The organism is Knoellia sp. AC549, from assembly GCF_979258975.1.
Genome location: NZ_OZ409890.1, coordinates 1619994 through 1637825 on the forward strand (window position 1 = coordinate 1619994; position 17832 = coordinate 1637825).

At 70.5% G+C, this 17832-nt stretch carries 17 protein-coding genes and 3 pseudogenes; 7 read left to right on the forward strand and 13 right to left on the reverse strand.

The window, feature by feature from the left end:
- Positions 1-4: 4 nt before the first annotated feature.
- Positions 5-1732: an HNH endonuclease signature motif containing protein gene (locus ACZZ98_RS07775; protein ID WP_463515697.1), complete on the reverse strand. Its 1728-nt coding sequence runs from the start codon at positions 1730-1732 to the stop codon at positions 5-7.
- Positions 1733-2050: 318 nt separating this feature from the next.
- On the opposite strand from ACZZ98_RS07775, the gene ACZZ98_RS07780 reads away from it, so the two are divergent.
- Positions 2051-3112: an NAD(P)-binding domain-containing protein gene (locus ACZZ98_RS07780; RefSeq protein WP_463515698.1), complete on the forward strand. Its 1062-nt coding sequence runs from the start codon at positions 2051-2053 to the stop codon at positions 3110-3112.
- A gap of 7 nt (positions 3113-3119) precedes the next feature.
- Here ACZZ98_RS07780 and ACZZ98_RS07785 read toward each other — a convergent pair whose 3' ends face one another.
- Positions 3120-3860 carry an MOSC domain-containing protein gene (locus tag ACZZ98_RS07785; RefSeq protein ID WP_463515699.1) on the reverse strand — a complete coding sequence of 247 codons (741 nt, stop codon included), beginning with the start codon at positions 3858-3860 and terminating at the stop codon, positions 3120-3122.
- Entirely contained in the window at positions 3857-4288 is a 432-nt protein-coding gene (locus ACZZ98_RS07790; RefSeq protein WP_463515700.1) for an OsmC family protein, read from the reverse strand. Before ACZZ98_RS07790 ends, ACZZ98_RS07785 begins: the two co-directional genes overlap by 4 nt.
- Positions 4289-4490: 202 nt before the next feature.
- Between ACZZ98_RS07790 and ACZZ98_RS07795 the strand changes: the two genes are divergently transcribed.
- The 3 genes from ACZZ98_RS07795 to ACZZ98_RS07805 all read left to right on the forward strand — a co-directional run bounded on the left by ACZZ98_RS07795 (position 4491) and on the right by ACZZ98_RS07805 (position 6670).
- Positions 4491-4913, forward strand: coding sequence for a VOC family protein (locus ACZZ98_RS07795; RefSeq protein WP_463515701.1), 423 nt, complete (start codon positions 4491-4493; stop codon positions 4911-4913).
- A gap of 11 nt (positions 4914-4924) precedes the next feature.
- The gene (locus ACZZ98_RS07800; RefSeq protein ID WP_463515702.1) at positions 4925-5554 is read left to right on the forward strand and encodes a GntR family transcriptional regulator; all 630 of its coding nucleotides are present in this window, start codon (positions 4925-4927) and stop codon (positions 5552-5554) included.
- 237 nt (positions 5555-5791) lie between these two features.
- Complete coding sequence (locus ACZZ98_RS07805) at positions 5792-6670, forward strand: hypothetical protein (protein ID WP_463515703.1); 879 nt, start codon at positions 5792-5794, stop codon at positions 6668-6670.
- A gap of 41 nt (positions 6671-6711) precedes the next feature.
- On the opposite strand, the gene ACZZ98_RS07810 is transcribed toward ACZZ98_RS07805, so the two are convergent.
- Positions 6712-7737: a carbohydrate kinase family protein gene (locus tag ACZZ98_RS07810; protein WP_463515704.1), complete on the reverse strand. Its 1026-nt coding sequence runs from the start codon at positions 7735-7737 to the stop codon at positions 6712-6714.
- Positions 7738-7744: 7 nt separating this feature from the next.
- Positions 7745-8749: a hypothetical protein gene (locus ACZZ98_RS07815; protein ID WP_463515705.1), complete on the reverse strand. Its 1005-nt coding sequence runs from the start codon at positions 8747-8749 to the stop codon at positions 7745-7747.
- A 128-nt stretch (positions 8750-8877) separates the two neighbouring features.
- On the opposite strand from ACZZ98_RS07815, the gene ACZZ98_RS07820 reads away from it, so the two are divergent.
- Positions 8878-9012, forward strand: a complete 135-nt coding sequence (locus ACZZ98_RS07820) for a hypothetical protein (protein WP_463515706.1) — start codon at positions 8878-8880, stop codon at positions 9010-9012.
- Between the two features lie 34 nt (positions 9013-9046).
- Positions 9047-10202, forward strand: a pseudogene (locus tag ACZZ98_RS07825) (N(5)-(carboxyethyl)ornithine synthase).
- A gap of 4 nt (positions 10203-10206) precedes the next feature.
- Here ACZZ98_RS07825 and ACZZ98_RS07830 read toward each other — a convergent pair.
- The 5 genes and pseudogenes from ACZZ98_RS07830 to ACZZ98_RS07850 all read right to left on the reverse strand — a co-directional run bounded on the left by ACZZ98_RS07830 (position 10207) and on the right by ACZZ98_RS07850 (position 13239).
- Positions 10207-10536, reverse strand: coding sequence for a hypothetical protein (locus tag ACZZ98_RS07830; protein WP_463517824.1), 330 nt, complete (start codon positions 10534-10536; stop codon positions 10207-10209).
- 160 nt (positions 10537-10696) lie between these two features.
- Positions 10697-11089, reverse strand: a pseudogene (locus ACZZ98_RS07835) (arylamine N-acetyltransferase family protein); the annotation flags it as partial.
- Between the two features lie 22 nt (positions 11090-11111).
- Positions 11112-11459: an ArsR/SmtB family transcription factor gene (locus tag ACZZ98_RS07840; protein WP_463515707.1), complete on the reverse strand. Its 348-nt coding sequence runs from the start codon at positions 11457-11459 to the stop codon at positions 11112-11114.
- Complete coding sequence (locus ACZZ98_RS07845; protein WP_463515708.1) at positions 11456-11944, reverse strand: SRPBCC domain-containing protein; 489 nt, start codon at positions 11942-11944, stop codon at positions 11456-11458. Before ACZZ98_RS07845 ends, ACZZ98_RS07840 begins: the two co-directional genes overlap by 4 nt.
- On the reverse strand, positions 11941-13239 hold the full coding sequence (locus ACZZ98_RS07850) for an MFS transporter (RefSeq protein WP_463515709.1): 1299 nt from the start codon (positions 13237-13239) through the stop codon (positions 11941-11943). The genes ACZZ98_RS07845 and ACZZ98_RS07850 overlap by 4 nt, the downstream gene beginning before the upstream one ends.
- A 161-nt stretch (positions 13240-13400) precedes the next feature.
- On the opposite strand from ACZZ98_RS07850, the gene ACZZ98_RS07855 reads away from it, so the two are divergent.
- A complete protein-coding gene (locus tag ACZZ98_RS07855) occupies positions 13401-14108 on the forward strand; it encodes a M50 family metallopeptidase (RefSeq protein WP_463515710.1) in 708 nt (235 codons plus the stop codon).
- Here the strand turns inward: ACZZ98_RS07855 and ACZZ98_RS07860 are convergent.
- The 3 genes and pseudogenes from ACZZ98_RS07860 to katG form a co-directional block, all read right to left on the reverse strand.
- The gene (locus ACZZ98_RS07860) at positions 14101-15096 is read right to left on the reverse strand and encodes a DNA topoisomerase IB (RefSeq protein WP_463515711.1); all 996 of its coding nucleotides are present in this window, start codon (positions 15094-15096) and stop codon (positions 14101-14103) included. The two genes, ACZZ98_RS07855 and ACZZ98_RS07860, sit on opposite strands and share 8 nt — an antisense overlap.
- 82 nt (positions 15097-15178) lie before the next feature.
- Positions 15179-15514: a hypothetical protein gene (locus tag ACZZ98_RS07865; RefSeq protein WP_463515712.1), complete on the reverse strand. Its 336-nt coding sequence runs from the start codon at positions 15512-15514 to the stop codon at positions 15179-15181.
- 121 nt (positions 15515-15635) lie between these two features.
- A pseudogene (gene katG / locus ACZZ98_RS07870) lies at positions 15636-17830 on the reverse strand (catalase/peroxidase HPI).
- Positions 17831-17832: the final 2 nt, after the last annotated feature.

Genomic DNA, 17832 nt, shown 5'->3' on the forward strand with positions numbered 1-17832 from the left:
GAGCTCAGGCGGTGAGGTCCCAGCCGTCTGCTTGGTGCTCGGCCATCCACTGGTCGACCCAGTGGGCGATGAGGTGTGCGGGTGGTTCGTGGGTCCAGGGGTCGGGTGGTCCGGTGTCGAGGCGGGTCCGTTCGAATGCGCCCGGGTGCGCGGCGGGATGGTTCTTCGCTCGGGCGCGCCGGATCGCGGTCAGGCGCGCGGGCAGGTCCCGGTCGTAGGAGCCGGGCGTCAGGTCCCAGCTCACGGATAACCCGTATTCGTCGGGTGGGTGCACCGTGGCGGTGAGGCGTTGGTCGTGGACCTGGGTGTGGTGCCGCTGACAGAGCAGCGCCGCGTTGGCCAGGTCCGAGGGGCCGCCGTCGACCCAGTGGATCAGGTGGTGTGCCTTGGCCCACCCGGCCGGGACGTCACAGCCGGGGTAGGTGCACCCACCGTCGCGGTGCCACAACGCGCGACGCTGAGCCCGGGTGAAGAGCCGCACCGCCCGGCCCAGGTCAAGGACCTCACCCTCGGCACCCAGCACCACCGGGATGACATCGGCGTCGCACGCGAGCTGCCGCACCACCGCCGGGGACAGCATCGTGGCCTGTGCCCTGGACACCATCACCCGGCCACACCCGCCACCAGACCCAGCACCCGTACCCGTCATCGAGCCCGCAGAGTCGGTGCCAGTGGCGGCGTCGGTGTCGCTGTTCGTGTTGCTGTTGGTGTTGCCGTTCGTGTTGCTGTTCGTGTTGGTGTGTGTGTCGGGGTTGTCGCCGCTGTCTGCGTTCTGGGAGCGGAGCTTCTTGAGCAGGTCCTGCAACGTCATCCTCACGTGCAACGTCGTCGACGCCCCACCAGGAGTGGTGTTCGCGCCGTCCTCGCCCGCGACCCGGCCACAGACCGCAGCCAACGCTTCCGCGCGACGCTGCTCCGCCGGACGGGTGTCCCGCTCCCCCGTGACGTCGTTCGGGGCCGGCTGCGACAGCGGCCCGACCACCGCCTCCAACGTCGCCGCCTGTGCCGGGGTCAACCCGAGCCGGTACTCGGTGATGTCGGCGTCGTTGACCCGTGGTGAGGTCAGGTACGCCGCCTTCCGCAACCTGCCCTGCGCATCATCGAACTCGCCCTCGACCCCGAACATCGCCAACAGGTGCGGCCGCAACCGCCGCGCCTCCGCGCACCCCCACCGCACACCATGGTCCAGGACCGCGCCCGCCACCGTCGGCACCGCGCCCGGGAGGAGGTGGTCGGACAGCTTGGCCATCTCCTTCAACGCCGTCAACGCCAACCCCGCACCCACCTCCCCGGTGACCACACGCGCCCACACCACGCCCTCGGCCCGCTCCGGGTCCGCGTACGCCCCCGCCCCCGGACCGGCCGTGGACCAGAGCCCGCCCCGGACCGAGCACGCCACCTCCTGCGCGAGCTGCGCCACCTGCCCCGCGCCCCCCTGGCACAACGACGGCGCGTGCTCGCGCACCCAGGAGTGCACCGACCCCACCCCACGCCGGGCCGAGGTGAACTCCCCCCGGTGCGCCGCCTCCGCGACCACCCGCACCTGCGCCGCCCCCGCCCGAGCCTTCACGTCATCCAACAACCCCATGAACTCCGCCAGCTCCGGGCCACTCAACCGGGCCAGCACCTCCCCCAACGGGCCCGCCCCGGGGCCATCGGACGCGAGCACCTCCCGGGCACCCTCCAACACCGCACGCAGCCGCGCGATGTCGGTTACGTGGGCCTCGTTCATACCCACCATTGTCCTCGAACAAGTGTTCGTTTGTCAAGCCGGTTGGCCCGACTCCTCAGGTGAATTCCACACTGGCACAGTCGAATTCGCTAAGGCGTGGCCGACGTCGGGGCGGCTCACAACCCCGCTGACACGACGCTACCCACGGCCTCTGACAAGAGTTGGGTGGGCGGCAAGGTGAGCCGGGCGGCAGACCGAGTCACATATGAGGATGCGGGCGTTTGCGACGAAGGAGCAACTGAGCGCGCGTCCTCATATGTGACGGAGGTGAGCGGACGGCATACGAAGACATGCAGTCGCGTTGACCACGACGTGGAGGTGTGGGACTCGATCGTGATCGGCGCTGGCCAGGGCGGACTGGCCGCGTCCTACTTCCTGACCCAGCGCGGCGTCGACCACCTCGTCCTGGACTCCAACCCGCGAGCCGGAGGGGCGTGGCAGCACCGTTGGGACTCGCTCTCGATGCACGACGTCCACGGCGTCGCCGACCTCCCCGGCGAAGCCGCACCCGGCCGCTCCGGCCTGAGGGCGAACGTCGCCATCCCGACCTACTTCGCGGACTACGAGCAGCGGCACGGACTGCGCGTCGTCCGGCCGGTCGACGTCACTGAGGTCACGAGCGATGGCGACCTGCTCGTCGTCCACGCCGGAGAGCGCGAATGGTGGACCCGCACGCTGGTCAACGCCACGGGCACGTGGGGCCGGCCGAACTGGCCGCGCTACCCCGGGGTCGAGGACTTCCGGGGCGAGCAGTTCCACACCGCGACCTACCCCGGCCTCGACCAGCTGCGCGGCAGGCGCATCCTCGTCGTCGGTGCGGGTGCCTCAGCCGTCCAGTTCATCGGCGAGCTGGCCCCCGTCGCCCACCTCGTCTGGGTGACCCGCCGCCCTCCCCGGTGGCGCACCGAGGAGTTCGGGCCGCAGACCGGTCTGCAGATCGTCACCGAGGTCGAGAAGCGCGTCGTGGCCGGGCTGCCACCGACGAGCGTGGCTGGTGCGACCGGGCTCATGCTGCGCGAGCAGGAGCAGGAGGCGCTGCGGCTCGGCGCCTATGACGACCCGCGGCCGATGTTCGAGCGCCTCCTCGCTCATGGCGCGCAGTGGGCGGATGGAACGGTCGAGAGCGCGGACGTCATCCTCTGGGCGACCGGATTCCGTTCTGCCGTGGACCATCTGGAGCCACTGAGCTTGCGAGGCCCCCGTGGCGGGATTCCCCTGGAGCGCGTGCCGGGCAACGTCCAGGCTGCCACCACCGCTGTCCGTGACTCTCGGGTCCACCTCATCGGCTACGGCCCGTCGGCGAGCACCATCGGTGCCAGCCGGGCTGCTCGCCGGGCAGCCCTCGAAGTCGCCCAGCAGGTCGCTGAGCAAGCGTCCTAGGGCAGGCTCAGGCCAGCACGACCTTTCCCGGCGTGACGACGCGGGCGCCCCACCCGAAGAGCAGTCGCCCATCGGGACTCCGGACCTGTTCCAGCAGGCGTGCATTGCGTTCTCCCGTGACGGGATCCAGATCGATGACGGCACACCGCGCCAGCGCTTCGCCGACCTCGATGACCGCCTCGCCCAGCTGCAACCGGTCGCCGGGAGCCGGGTCCTCGTCTGCGTCCATGGTCACCGTCGCCCGGAAGCGGACATCGAGAGCCGGCGGCACGGCATACCCCTTGCTTGTCATCGCCTCTGAGAGGCGGCGCAGCGCGCCGGTGGCGACGATCGAGATCGGGTCGGCATAGACGACGTCGCCACGTTCGGCGCGCGCCAAGGCCACCTCCCGCCCGACGTGTGTGGAGAAGACAGCGTTGAGTGCGGTGTCCTGCAACCGGATTCGCGCACCGCGACCCCAGTAGTCAGCGACGTGTATGCCGTCCGCGGCGTCCTTCGCCGTCGCTTCCGTCGTGCGCCCGTCTGGCGTCGTAAGGGCCAACCGGTCGCCGAGGTCTCGGGCGACGAGCTGCAGGAGGGACGGGTTCTCAACGGTCCGCACGACACGTCGAGTGGCCCCGTCGACGAGGCACCAGGTGCGGTCGCCGACGGGGCCATGCTCGTCGAGCTCGATCTCGTCGCGGTCGATGTGGCGGGTGCCCTTGATGAGGGCGAGTCCGAGCCGTTCGACGCGCGGGCGTGGGGTCACTCGGAGAGCGTGGCCTCGAGCGTGATGGGGACGGCGCTGAGGGCCTGGCTCACCGGGCAGTTGGCCTTGGCGTCCTCGGCCGCGGCCTGGAAGTCCTCGGCGGACATCCCCGGCACGGCGCCGACGACCTTGAGGGCGATGCCGGTGATGCCGGTCCCGGGCACGAAGGTCACGGCCGCGGTCGTGTCGAGCGTGGTCGGCGCGGTGCCGGCCTGGGCGAGGCCGTTGGAGAAGGCCATGTTGAAGCACGACGAGTGCGCGGCGGCGATGAGCTCCTCGGGACTCGTCTTCCCGTTCGCCTCCTCGGCGCGCGAGGGCCAGTTGACGTCGAACGTGCCGATGCCGGATGACTCGAGCGTGACCTGGCCGTTGCCGCTGAAGAGGTCACCCTCCCAGTGGTTCGAGGCGGTGCGGGTCGTTCCTGCCATGAGGACTCCTTGGTCGGGGTGGGCTGCTTGCACCAACCTTGGCCTGCGACCTCTCCACGCACAAGGGCGGGGTCCGGGAAGGCCTGCGCGTGCTCATCACCCGGTGACGCAGTCCTGCCACCCTCCGACGCGCCGCTCTTGCGCCAAACGCGTCATATGTATACATTTGGTTCACTTGCACACATCAACCCAGGAGTATGCCGTGACTGCTCGCCCGTGTTTCCACCTCGCCATCCCCGTCGACGACGTCGCCGCTGCGCGGAAGTTCTATGGAGGGGTCCTCGGCCTGTCGGAGGGTCGGTCCGCGGAGCAGTGGATCGACTGGAACTTCTACGGCCACCAGGTCGTGACCCACGAGGTGGCCGTCCACCCCGGCCCGGCCGGGCACAACCACGTCGACTCGCACGAGGTGCCCGTGCCGCACTTCGGCGCGGTCCTCTCGGTCGAGGACTTCCACGACCTCTCCGAGAAGATGAAGGCAGCCGGTGCGACGTTCGTCATCGAGCCCTACCTGCGGTTCGAGGGTCAGCCGGGCGAGCAGTGGACGATGTTCTTCCACGACCCCTCCGGGAACGCGATGGAGTTCAAGGCGTTCGCCGACGAGTCGCAGATCTTCGCGAAGTAGGGTCTGCGCCCGTGCCCTCCGGAACCTCGACCAAGGCCGATCGCGTGCATGGGGCGGTCCTCGCCGACATCATGTCCGGCGCCCTGGCACCGGGGGCATTGCTGGACGAGGTCGCCCTGGCTGCGCAGCACTCGGTGTCACGCACTCCCGTGCGCGAAGCGCTGCGCCGCCTCCAGAGCGACGGACTCCTCCGGACCGGGCCACGCCGACAGCTGCTCGTCGTCGACGTCTCGCCGGAGCACCGCCGTGAGATCACGACCCTGCGCGTCGCCCTCGAGGGGGCCGCTGCCGCGACAGCCTGCGAGGTGCGCGACGAGGACGACCTCGACCGGCTGGAGCTGCTGCTCCTCAAGCAGCGCCGCGCCGCCGACGCCGGCGAGGCAGAGACGTTCCTGCGCCTCGACGAGGAGTTCCACCTGGCCTTGGCCGGGGTAGCCCGCATGCCGACCCTGTCGCGGATGCTCGGTCAGCTGGGCGCCTTCGTCCGGCTCGGCCGGCTGGGCGAGGCGACGACGCGCAAGCACATGCTCGGCCTGGCCCGCGAGCACGAGGAGCTCGTCGGCCTGCTCCGCACGCGCAAGGCCGCCCGTCTCCGCACCGCCCTGGCCACTCACATCAGCCAGACCACCCCCCGCACCTGACCCGCGGGTTTGCCACCCAATTCCCCCGAATCCCACGGGGCCCCGGCTGCGCGCGCCCGTGAGAAACGGGGGAATTGGGTGGGAACCTCACGGGCTGGACGGTGACAGAGGCCTGTCGTGGTCCTGCGCGTGACTTTCTCCCACTGATCGGCTGATCGCCGCCCATATGTGGCAGGAACTCCACCGCCGCCCTAGCCTGAAAGCGTCCGTCCCAGCACCCCCTGTCAGGAGCCAGACGTGAGCGAGCAGACCATCCCCCAGCAGCCCCGACGCCCCATCGACCGTCGCGCCGTCCTCAACCTCGGTGGGCTTACGGCCGCCGGTTTCGCAGCGGTCGCTGCCACGCCGGCATACGCCACGCCACGCGGGACCGGGCCGGTGGGTGACGAAAGGCGTTCGGCCGCAGGGTCGCTCGCGGCCGCGTGCGTCACCGAGACGACGATGCCCTACCAGAACACGATCAACTCGGCAGCACTCGCCTACGAGCCCACGAGCGCTGCGGCGAGCTTCCGGTTCAACACGACGATGCACTCGCGGCTCAAGGTGTGGCAGAGCTTCTGGGACGCGAACACGCCCTACCCGGCGATGGATCGCATCGACTCCTACGGCGCCTACGTCGACCGGGGCGACGGGTGCGTCTCGCTGCACAACTACGGTCGCGCGTTCGACATCGCGAGCGCCTGGACGGGCAGCACCCGGCACTTCTCGGCGCGCTACGACACGTGGAAGGCATGGACCGGGACCGAGCTCACCGGCGTGCGCGTGCAGTACTGGGCGGCCGCGGCCAGCCTGCACCTGCACTTCGAGCACACGCTGACCTACCTCTACAACACCGCCCACCACAACCACTTCCACGTCGACAACTCCCGCTCGGGGGCGGGCCTGTCGGTGCTCTCCAAGAGCGGCACCCAGACCTACTCGATCCAGGCGATGCTCAACTACGTGTGGGCCAAGGGCACCGGGATCGACGGCGTCTACGGCGCGGAGACGACCCAGCACTCCAACGAGGTGCTCGCTCGCATCGGCAAGGGCGGCACGCTGACGACGTCGCAGTCGCACTGGCACGCGTTCCTCACCGCGACGACCCGCAAGGGGACCGGGATGCAGGCCTACTGAGCTCCGAGCCCACCCCGCTCGGGCCGGCTGGGCGGGGTGGGTCAGGAGGTGGCTCGGAAGCCGTGCTTGTCCCCCAGAGCGAGGCACTCGGCCACGGGCAGCACGCCGTCCGACGTCCCAGCGCCCTGCAGGCTCGCTGCGGCGGCGCAGACGCCGAGCCGCAGACACTGGTCCACCGGCAGCTCCTCGTGCAGCCCGTAGACCACTCCCGCGGCGAAGGCATCACCGGCTCCCGTCGCGTTGCGGACCGACGAGCGAGGCAGGTGCACCGATCCCCGTCGCCAGAGGAGTCCTCCGGGAGCGGCGCCCACGCATCCGGCCGGGAAGTGCACGACCGCCAGCCGCGAGACGCCGACCTCGACGAGTCGGCTCGCGATCGACTCGTAGGTGGACCAGTCGAGCTGACCGTCCGCGTCGAGGGGCTCGATCGACACCCCGGTGAGGGCGGCGGCCTCGATCTCGTTGATCACCAGGTAGTCCAGGTGAGGCAGGCACGGCAGGGCCACCTCACGTATCTGCTCGGCCGGCAGCGAGACGAGCTCCATGGTCGTGAGCAGGCCCACTGACTGGGCCGCCCGCAGCAGGGTGGCCCAGTGGTTGCCGCCGTCGTCGGCGGGTGCGTCCAACCGCGGGTGCAGCCCGGGTGCGCCCACGTGCAGGATCTTGGCGCCGGACCTGGCGATATCGACGTCCTCGACCCCGAGCAGGGCGTTGGCTCCCTGGTGGTGGAAGAACGTGCGACTGCCGCCGTCACGGACCACCATCGCGTCGGTGAACGAGGTGGCCACACCCGGTGCCGTCCGCAGCGCGCTCGCGTCGATGTCGAGCTCCCCGCAGGCCTCGCGCACCAGCCGACCGTGCTCGTCGTCGCCGACCACGCCCACCAGCCCGAGCGGGAACGGCGCGTGGAGCCGACGCAGATCCACCGCCAGGTTGAGCGCTGGCCCACCAGTGCTCAACGAGACGTCCCGGATGAGCGTCAGTCGCTCCTGCTCGGGGTAGTGGTCGATGACCTTGGCCACGTCCACGATGGTGGAGCCGACGCACAGCACCCCGGACCTGGACACCGCCGCCTCAGCCCTGCTCGAGCACGGGCTCGGTGACGAGGAGGTCCTCGTCCAGGCTGCGCCGTGGCTGCAGACCCAGTGTGTGCAACGCGTCGTGGTACTCGCGCACTGCCTGCGCGGGGCTCAGGTCTCCGCGCAGCACCGAGCGCATCAGCCGCACCAGGTCGCCCTGCGACTCGGCCTGCTGGATCTTGCGCCCGAAGAGCGAGACTCGTGCACCATGGCGCTCCGCCTGCTGCAGCAGCTCGAACGTGTCCCGCGTCGTGCCGGCGGACCCACCCAGGACGCCCACCACGAGGGCGGGGTCCCAGCTGACGAGCTCCTCAAGGGCGGCCGGCCCGTTGAACGCCATCTTGAGGAACAGCGGCCTCTCGGCGCTGGTCAAGCCCGCCAGGGTCCGCACGATGCTGTCGTTGACGAAGGTCCCCACGTCGGGCGCGGACAGGCCCATAGGGGCGTTCGGGTTGAAGACCTCGAGGAAGTGACGCAGGCCAGCGGTGCGGGCATCGTCCCGGAACCGGGCGTACGCCTCGAGGGTCGCCAGGTCGAGGTCGCGGTCGTTGTTGAAGGTGACCGAGTACAAGACGAGGTCACAGAGGCCACGGACCGCCTGCAGGTCGGCCGAGCGGAACGGCCGTGAGGGGTGCTCGGGGTAGTCCCCGCCTCGCTGGTTCCAGATGTCGGTGGTGTCGTTGGCGCGCACAGCCAGCGTCACCCGTGAGCCTGCCAGCACGCCCTCTTGCACGAGCTGCTCGCCGTTGGAGGCTGAGGTCAGCATGATGTCGACCCGCTCCTCCCGCACCAGGGCGGACATCGCGTCGAGGTACTCCTGGCGCGAGCGCAGCCGTGGTGGACCCTGGCCCACGGCCGTTCCGGCTGCTCCCGCAGCGGCCGCCCCGAACGCCATGTCGGCATCCTTGGCATCGGCGATGATGAAGTCGTCGGGGGTGTAGCCACCCGCCGCGATCGTGGCCAGCTTGCGGTCCAGGGCTCTCACGGTCTCACCTGTCACGGCCTGCCTCTTCCCTCTCGACGGCTTGGGGCGCGGCGCGGAGCCCCGCACGCGCGCCCCAGCGAAGGAGAGAGCGTACGCTCCGGAAGCAGCGGGACCCTTCGGGTCTCCCCATCAAGGGACTCATCATGTCCGACAAGTCACCGCGCCACGCCCTCTCCAAGAAGTCCGGCAAGTCCATCAAGGAGAAGCGGGCCGACAAGAGGGCCAAGGGCCAAGAGTCAACCGGGATCGAGACGACGCTGCATGGCAAGAAGCGCTGAGACCAGCTCCACCCCACTGCTGACGCTCGGCGTCATGGCTCACTCCCGCAAGGAGAACGAGCGCCGGCTGCCGATCCACCCGACCCACGTCGACCGGATCGACCCCGAGCTGCGGGCCCAGATCTTCGTCGAGGAGGGCTATGGGCTGCCCTTCGGCGTCTCCGACGAGACGCTGTCGAGCCAGCTCGGTGGGGTGCGCACGCGTTCGCAGCTCATTGCCGAGTGCGACATCATCCTCCAGCCCAAGGTGCAGGCCGAGGACCTCGCGGAGCTGCGCGACGGGCAGGTCGTCTGGGGGTGGCCGCACTGTGTCCAGGACACGCACCTCACCCAGGAGGCCATCGACAGGAGGCTCACCCTCATCGCCTTCGAGGCCATGAACCACTGGGCGCGTGACGGCAAGCTTCCTGCTCCACGTCTTCCACCTCAACAACGAGCTCGCGGGCTACAGCTCGGTGCTGCACGCCCTCGCCCTCTCCGGCACGACCGGCACCTATGGACGCCGGCTCCGCGCGGTCGTCATCGGCTTCGGAGCGACCGCCCGTGGCGCGGTGACCGCCCTGAGCGCGCAGGGCATCGACGACGTCCGAGTCCTCACGAGCCGCAAGGTCGCCGCCGTCGCCTCACCGATCCACTCGGTGCAGATCGTGCATCTCGACCACGACGACGAGGACCCGTCCAGGACGGTGGCCGTCACCAACGACGGGCGCATCCCCCTCGCGTCCTACCTCGCCGACAACGACATCGTCGTCAACTGCGTCCTGCAGGACACGGCCTCCCCGTGGACCTTCCTCCAGGAGGAGGACCTCGACAAGTTCCGTCCGGGCAGCCTCATCGTCGACGTGTCCTGTGACGAGGGCATGGGCTTCAGCTGGGCTCGGCCGACGAGCTTCGAGGACCCGACCTTCGTCGTCGGCGACAACATGACCTACTACGCCGTCGACCACACCCCGTCCTACCTGTGGAACTCGGCGACCTGGGTCAACAGCGAGGCGCTCCTGCCGCACCTGCGCACCGTCCTGTCCGGGCCGGACGCCTGGGCCGGCGAGACGACGATCGAGCGGGCCATCGAGATCCAGGACGGCGAGATCCGCAACGAGGCGATCCTCGCCTTCCAGGACCGCGAAGAAACCCGTCCGTATGCCGTCCGCACACCTGCGGTGCAGACCGCAGGAGTCGAGGCCGGCTAGGGGTTCACCCCCCGGACGTGCGCAGCCGACGGACGACGTCGACGAGCGCCGCTCCCTCCGCGGGGGTGAGGTTCGCCCCGAGGCTGTCGACGAGCTCGGGCAGGGTCGCGAAGTCCCCGGCGGTGATGGCTCGGTGCTCGGTCGGCCGTCCGGGACGCCGGATGGTGACGGCGTGCTCGGTCAGGGCCGCGATGAGCGCGGTGCCGTCCGAGTCGACGCCGTGCGCGACACACATGAGTGAGGTCATGAAGTGGCTCGTCGGCTGAGTGCTCGTCCAGTGGTGGCCCATCGCGACGTCGACCGGGCGCACCGGCAGCGAGTCGACCGTGTGCATGACCTCCCACGCATCTCCGTCGTGCCGCAGCACCTCCCACGCCGGAAGCTTCTCCGTCGGAGATCTTGCGTATGCCGTGTCGCCACCCTTCCGCTGTCAGGTCGGCGCCGTCGACGAGCGGGAGCGGGGCCAGCGAGGACCGACCGAAGCCCGGGTCGCAGACGAACCGCTGCCCATCGAGGTCGACCATCACGACGAGGTGGGTGCGGGGCGCGACCTGTGGGTCCCCGACCCGGCCAAGGTGACGGGTCACGGCATACCCGAGCCTGTCCAGGACGGCGGCGAAGAGGGAGGCGTGCTCGAAGCAGTAGCCGCCACGGCCTCGTCCGACGAACTTCGCCTGGATCGCCGGCAGGCCCACGCCCGGATGGGCGCCGAGGAGGACGTCGAGGTTGTCGAAGGTGAACGTGCGGACGTGCGCCGTCTGGAGCCGCGTGAGGGCGTCGAGGCTCGGCGACGCGACCTCTGCGGCACCGACGCCGATGCGCGCGAGGTAGGCGTCGAGGTCGAGCGTGTCGGTGAGCCACGGGTCGGCGGTCAGTGGGTCGCTCATCCGCCCATCCGACCACGGCGCACTAGCGAGTCTCGGACTGGATGGACTCCGCCAGCCTCTTGATGCGGTGCAGGCGCGCGTCCCAGGCCTTGCCGACGGCGCTGAGCTGGGCCACGGCCCGGGCGAACTGGGCGTCGTCGAGCCGGTAGTGCTTCTCGCGACCGGCCGCCTCGGCATGGACGAGGCCGGCCCGGTCTAGGACGGCCAGGTGCTTGGCCACGGCCTGGCGCGTCACGGGGAGCCGCTCGCTCAGACCCGTCGACGTCGCGGACCCGTCGGCCACGAGGATGTCGAGCACCTGGCGCCGGATCGGGTCACCCATCGCGGACCACAGCTGGTCGTCGACCGCGGGCGTCGTCGCGGGCGTCATCGCGCCTGCGCCACCTTCACCGCGTGGGCGCGCAGTCGCGGAAGGAAGTGGTCCCAGCCGCTCTCGTGGTCGTGGAACGCCTCCTCGAGCACGGCCGCCTCCCAGCCCTTCTCGCGGAACCCCGTCTCCGTCAGGCGCAGCACGGTGCCCGGAGGCGACGCCTCCAGGTCGATCGTCACGAGGAGGGAGTTGCCGACCACCGGCATCTCCCCGTCGGGCGAGGTCCAACGGAACGAGAACGTCCGCGGCGGGTCGCTGTCGACGACGACGAAGGGGACGGGTTCGTCCTGGTCGGCCCACACGAGCTCGCCGACGGTGCCCGGCGCGGCGGCCGCGAGGGTTGCGTCGTCGGACCACCACTCGCGGATGTGCTCGGGCCGGCTGATGACGTCGAAGACGACCTCGGGCGAGGCGTCGATGCGGATCTCGCGCCTGAGGGTTCCGAACTCGATGAGCTCCATCGCCTGCTCCGTTCGCGCAATCATCGGTTGCGCTCCACGCTACCGGACGTGATGAGCGGAGCTGCCGACGTCGCCGGCCCTTCCACAGCCGGCCTCGGACCGTCCCCACTGCCCGCACCCTCCGTGCCGTCCGCGTGGCCCACGAGAAGGGTGCGCGTGGCCACGGCGATGGCCACCGCGACGACGGCGAAGGCAGCGCCCACGGTGACGATCGCACCCACCCCGTCGAGGGCGATGGCGGCCCCACCCACGAGCGACCCGATCGCGATGCCGGCGTTGACCGCGGACGCCGGGAGGGACGCAGCCAGCGGAGCGCCTGGGCCGGCCAGCGTGACCACGCGGTGCTGGAGCGATGGCGCCATGCCCATCCCGAACAGCCCCATGCCCAGGATCGCCACGGCCACGAACACCGGGCTCGCGCCGAACGGGGCCAGGAGCGCGATGGCGGCGAGCAGCCCCACGGTCCCGACGACGAGGGCCCGCGCCGCGTCGGCATCGGCGAACCGCCCACCGAGCGAGGACCCCGTCACGGTCGCCACCCCGTAGGCCAGGAGGAAGAGGCTCACCACGGATCCTTCGACGCCACTGACCTGGGCGAGGAACGGCACGACATAGGTGAGGACCGACTGGATCGCGACGAAGATGACGGCACACAGACCGAGGAGGGCGAGGACCCGCGGCGCGAAGGCGTGGCGGGCCTGGGTGAGCGCGTGGGTGTCACTCGCCGTAGGCACGGAGGGCAGGACGGCGGACGCGAGCGCCAGCACGAGAGCGGCGATGACGACGACCGCGACGAACGACCCTCGCCAGCCGATGGCCCGGCCCAGGAGTGTGCCGAGCGGCAGCCCCAGCGCACTCGCGCTGGCGAACCCGGAGATGACGACCGCCATGGCCCGGCCTGCTCGCTCCGGCGGCACCACCGAGGTCGCCATCGTGATGGCCGCCGCGACGTAGAGCCCCTGCACAGCGCCGATCACGACCCGCGCCACGAGGAAGGTCGAGTAGTCGGCACCCAGGGCAGGCAGGAGGTTGGCGGCGACGAACACGCCCGTCGACACCAGGACGACGAGTCGACGGTCGAGGGCGGTGGTGCACAGGGTCAGCAGCGGACCGCCCAGCGCCAGACCCACTGCGTTGGCCGTGACGAGGGCACCTGCCGACGGCACCGAGACGTCGAGGTCGGTGGCGATGAGGTCGATCAGCCCCACCACGAGCATCTCGGCACACCCCATGACAAAGGCGCCGGTGAAGAGGACGAAGAGGATGAGGGTGGCGTGACGGGCTCGTCCGCTCCCGATGGCGTTCGGTGACGTGGTCATGGCGCTTCTCCTTGCGACTTCGGCCGGGACGGGGTGCGCTGCAGCATGCGCAACCTTTGGTTGCACACAACATAGCTGCGCACCGCGAGAGGCGCAACCTTTTGTTGCGCGGACTCCCGCCCGGTCAGCACCCACAGCCCACCCGCCTACGCTCACCGCCCATGGACATCGGCACCGAGATCACCTCGCGCCTGGGGTCAGCCGCACCCGGTGTGCAACCCAGCGCCCTGGCCGCTGCCCTCCTCGCCGCGCTGGCCGTCGTGCTCGTCCCGACGATCTGGCTGCGACTGCGGATCGCCGTGACCCTCGTCCACGAGCTCGGTCACGCCCTCGTCGGGATCGCCTTCGGCCGCCGTTTCACCGGCTTCGTCGTGCGCGGCGACATGTCCGGCCACGCCGTCACCGTCGGTCCGGCGCGGGGACTCGGGCGGGTCGCGACCACGTGGGCGGGCTACCCGATGCCGGCGCTCGTCGGGCTGCTCATGGTGTGGTCGGCGACGACGGGGTATGCCGCCGCGCTCCTCTTCGCGTGCCTGCTCAGCCTGGTCGTCGTGCTGGTCTTCGTGCGCTCCGCCGGGACACTCGCCACCGTCACGGCGGCCGGGCTCGGCATCGGTGCCCTCTGGTGGTGGCGCAACGACGAGGTCCAGGTGCTGGCCGTCGTCACGACCGGCCTCGTGCTGCTCGTCGGCGCCTGGCGTCACCTCGGCGCCCTCACCTCGGCCCACGGCCGACGTGACCGCGGAAGTGACGCGGCCGTGCTCAGGCAGCTGACCGGCATACCCACGTTCGTCTGGGTCGCGACGTTCGTCGCCGCCCTCGCGGCGGCCACGTGGGGAGCCGCCCGGCTCCTGCTCGACCTCAGCTGAGGAGGGTGCGGACGGCCTTCTCGATCTTCTCCTGCCGCTTCATCGGGTCGCGGCTCGTGGCCTTGGGGATCGAGATCGTCTCGCCCCTGTCGTAGCGGTCGAGGACGCGTGGGTCCACGTAGGAGTTCTTGGCGATGGTGGGTGTGTTGCCGAGGTAGTCGGCGACCTGCTGGACCGCGTCCTTGACCGCGCGACGCCTCGAGGTCTTGGTGTCGCCCGGCTCCGGCGAGGTCGCCAGCGCGGCGGCTGCGTGGACGGTGGCGTGCCAGGTGCGGAAGTCCTTGGCGGTGACCTCGGCGTCGAAGACCTCGGCGAGATAGGCGTTCACGTCGGAGGAGGCCAGGTCGGACCACCCCGAGGCTGTGCGATAGGCGAGCACGCGCTTGGACTGGCTGCGACGACGGCGCATCTCGGTGATGGCGTCGGCGACGTCCGGGTCACGGATCGTCACCTGCTGGTCGATGCCGCTCTTGCCCTCGAACGAGAACTGCAGCCCCTCGCCGACCTTGCGGACGTGCTGGCGCTCCAGGGTCGTGAGGCCGAAGGACCCGTTGGCATCGGTGTAGACGTCGTTGCCGATCCGGAAGTAGCCGAGGTCGAGCAGACGCACGGCGACTGCGGCGGCCCGTTCGAGCGGCATACCGTCAAGCCCCAGGTCCCGGGTGACGCGACGGCGGACGGCGGGCAGCTGGGCGGCCGCCTCCAGGATGCGGTCGAACTTCATCGCGTCCCGCTTGGCGCGCCAGTCGGGGTGGTAGAGGTACTGCCGTCGTCCCGCGTCATCGGTGCCGACCGCCTGGAGGTGCCCGTTGGGGACCGAGCAGATCCACACGTCCTTCCACGCGGGCGGGATGGCCAGGGACCGGATCCGCTCGACCTCCTCGGCCGGCAGGCGCTTGCCGCTGTCGTCGACATAAGTGAAGCCCTTGCCGGCGCGACGACGCGTCCAGCCACGAGCCTGCGGTGAGACGGTGCGCAGTCGGGTCATGTGCGCCATCGTGGCAGGTCAGCGGGCCGAAAGGGCCGCGAACCAACCCCGAACCACTCCGAACCAACCCGCGACGACGGGCTCACCAGTCGTGGCCGTGGGTGATGAGCGCAGACTCCATCTCGAACCGCTGGCTGCGCGACAGGGACCCGCGCCCCTCGGGCACCGGGAGGTCGACGCTGCGGCAGTAGTCCCGCAGCACCAGGTCGTAGGCCAAGGTGGTGGCGGCCAGCCGCTCGGCCTTCCACGGCTGGTCGCTCTCCTCGACCCGTCGGACGTGCTCGGCCATCCGGGCCAGCTCGAGACCGAGCAGGACGGGCGGGAGCGGCTCCACGGGCCGCCGCGCCCGCTGGGCCACCACTCCCGCCAACAGCGCAGCGAGCAGCGCCAACGCGACCATGCCGAGGCTGCTGACCATGGGGTTCTCCTCGGTGCCATTTTCCCCCGAGGAGCCGCCAACGGCAATGTCCTACCAGACGCGGCCTGGGGCGCGCGCCTGGCAGGACATCGAGGTGGTGCGGTGGGTGCTGAGGCGCCTGCTACTTCCTGACGTCGAAGCGGTCGGCGTCCATGACCTTGGCCCAGGCGGCGACGAAGTCGTGGACGAACTTCTCACCGGCGTCGTCGGAGGCATAGACCTCGGCGACGGCACGCAGCTCGGAGTTCGAGCCGAAGACGAGGTCGGCGCGCGTGCCGGTCCACTCCTGGCCGGCCGCACCGCGACCCACATAGGCGTCGGTGCCCTCGACCGGCGTCCACGTCGTCCCCAGGTCGAGCAGGTTGACGAAGAAGTCGTTGGTCAGGGTGCCCACGCGGTCGGTGAGGACCCCGGCCGTCGAGCCCGCGGCGTTGGCGCCGAGGACGCGCAGGCCACCGACGAGCACGGTCAGCTCGGGAGCGGAGACCCCGAGCAGGTTGGCGCGGTCGATGAGGAGGTACTCGGCCGGCAGCCGGCTGTCGCGCAGCTCGTAGTTGCGGAACCCGTCCGTGGTCGGCTCGAGCCAGGCGAAGGACTCGACGTCGGTCTGCTCCTGGGTCGCGTCGCCGCGACCCGGGGTGAACGGCACCTCGACCTCGACACCGGCGGCGCGAGCCGCCTGCTCGACACCGACGTTGCCGGCGAGGACGACGAGGTCCGCGAACGACACGTTGGTGCTGCCCTGGATCTCCTCGAGCGTGCTGATGACGGTCGCCAGCTCCTGCGGGTCGTTGACGGTCCAGCTCCGCTGCGGCTCGAGGCGGATGCGACCGCCGTTGGCGCCACCCCGCTTGTCGCTGCTGCGGAAGTTGCCGGCCGCGGCCCATGCGGCCTTGACGAGCTGCGTCGCGGTGAGACCAGAGGCCTCGATCGCTGCCTTGGCAGCGGCGATGTCGTCAGCGGACGTGCCGTGCTCGTTGGCGGGGATCGGGTCCTGCCAGAGGAGCTCCTCGGACGGGACCTCCGGACCGAGGTAGCGGTCGACCGGACCCATGTCACGGTGGGTCAGCTTGAACCAGGCCCGCGCGAACGCGTCGGCGAACTCGGCCGGGTTCTCGTGGAAGCGGCGCGAGATCTGCTCGTATGCCGGGTCGACCCGCAGGGCGAGGTCGGTCGTGAGCATCGTCGGGAGACGCTTGGCGCCGCCCTCGTCGGGCGCCGGGATGATGGCGTCGGCGTCCTTGGCCACCCACTGCGAGGCGCCGGCCGGGCTCTGGGTGAGCTCGTACTCGAAGCCGAAGAGGTTGTCGAAGAAGCCGTTGCCCCACTGGGTCGGCGTCGTGGTCCAGGTGACCTCGAGGCCGCTCGTGATGGCGTCCTGGAAGCTTGCCGGACCCGTAGGTCTGCTTCCAGCCCAGGCCCTGCTCGTGCAGCGCAGCGGCCTCGGGCTCGGGTCCGACGTAGGCGCCGGGGTCGGCGGCGCCGTGCGTCTTGCCGAAGGTGTGACCGCCGGCGATGAGGGCCACGGTCTCCTCGTCGTTCATCGCCATCCGGCCGAAGGTCTCGCGGATGTCGACGGCCGACAGCGCCGGGTCGGGGTTGGCGTTCGGGCCCTCGGGGTTGACGTAGATGAGGCCCATCTGGACCGCGGCGAGCGGCTTCTCGAGGTCGCGCTCGCCGGTGTAGCGCTCGTCGCCGAGCCACTCGGTCTCGGGACCCCAGTAGACGTCGTCGTCGGGCTCCCACGCGTCGACTCGGCCGCCGGCGAAGCCGAAGGTCTCGAGGCCCATGGTCTCGAGGGCCACGTTGCCGGTGAGGATGATGAGGTCGGCCCAGGAGAAGCTTCTGGCCGTACTTCTTCTTGACCGGCCACAGCAGGCGTCGGGCCTTGTCGAGGTTGCCGTTGTCGGGCCAGGAGCTGAGCGGGGCGAAGCGCTGCTGGCCGGTGCCACCGCCGCCACGACCGTCCGCGACGCGGTAGGTGCCGGCGCTGTGCCAGGCCATGCGGATCATGAACGGGCCGTAGTGACCGAAGTCGGCGGGCCACCAGTCCTGCGAGCTCGTGAGGACCTGCTCGATGTCGCGCTTGACCTCGGCGAGGTCGAGCGTCTGGAACGCTGCCGCGTAGTCGAACTCGTCACCCAGCGGGTTGGTCACCGGCTGGTTCTTAGCGAGGATCTTGAGGTTGAGGCGGTTCGGCCACCAGCCACGGTTCGGGTCACCCTGCGTCGGGTGCGCAGCGACGCCGCCGTGGGCCACGGGGCAGCCGCCTGTCCCCTCGGAGATGCGGCTCTCCGCGGCGGGGCTGTCGTTCATCT

Bases quoted from the DNA above. Each gene is read 5' to 3' on its own strand.
- ACZZ98_RS07840 (WP_463515707.1), bottom strand. From the start codon at position 11,459: ATGACGCCCGCGACGACGCCCGCGGTCGACGACCAGCTGTGGTCCGCG.
- ACZZ98_RS07855 (WP_463515710.1), top strand. From the start codon at position 13,401: ATGGACATCGGCACCGAGATCACCTCGCGCCTGGGGTCAGCCGCACCC.
- ACZZ98_RS07850 (WP_463515709.1), bottom strand. From the start codon at position 13,239: ATGACCACGTCACCGAACGCCATCGGGAGCGGACGAGCCCGTCACGCC.
- ACZZ98_RS07820 (WP_463515706.1), top strand. From the start codon at position 8,878: ATGTCCGACAAGTCACCGCGCCACGCCCTCTCCAAGAAGTCCGGCAAG.
- ACZZ98_RS07865 (WP_463515712.1), bottom strand. From the start codon at position 15,514: ATGGTCAGCAGCCTCGGCATGGTCGCGTTGGCGCTGCTCGCTGCGCTG.
- ACZZ98_RS07790 (WP_463515700.1), bottom strand. From the start codon at position 4,288: ATGGCAGGAACGACCCGCACCGCCTCGAACCACTGGGAGGGTGACCTC.
- ACZZ98_RS07845 (WP_463515708.1), bottom strand. From the start codon at position 11,944: ATGATTGCGCGAACGGAGCAGGCGATGGAGCTCATCGAGTTCGGAACC.
- ACZZ98_RS07830 (WP_463517824.1), bottom strand. From the start codon at position 10,536: ATGCACACGGTCGACTCGCTGCCGGTGCGCCCGGTCGACGTCGCGATG.
- ACZZ98_RS07860 (WP_463515711.1), bottom strand. From the start codon at position 15,096: ATGACCCGACTGCGCACCGTCTCACCGCAGGCTCGTGGCTGGACGCGT.
- ACZZ98_RS07775 (WP_463515697.1), bottom strand. From the start codon at position 1,732: ATGAACGAGGCCCACGTAACCGACATCGCGCGGCTGCGTGCGGTGTTG.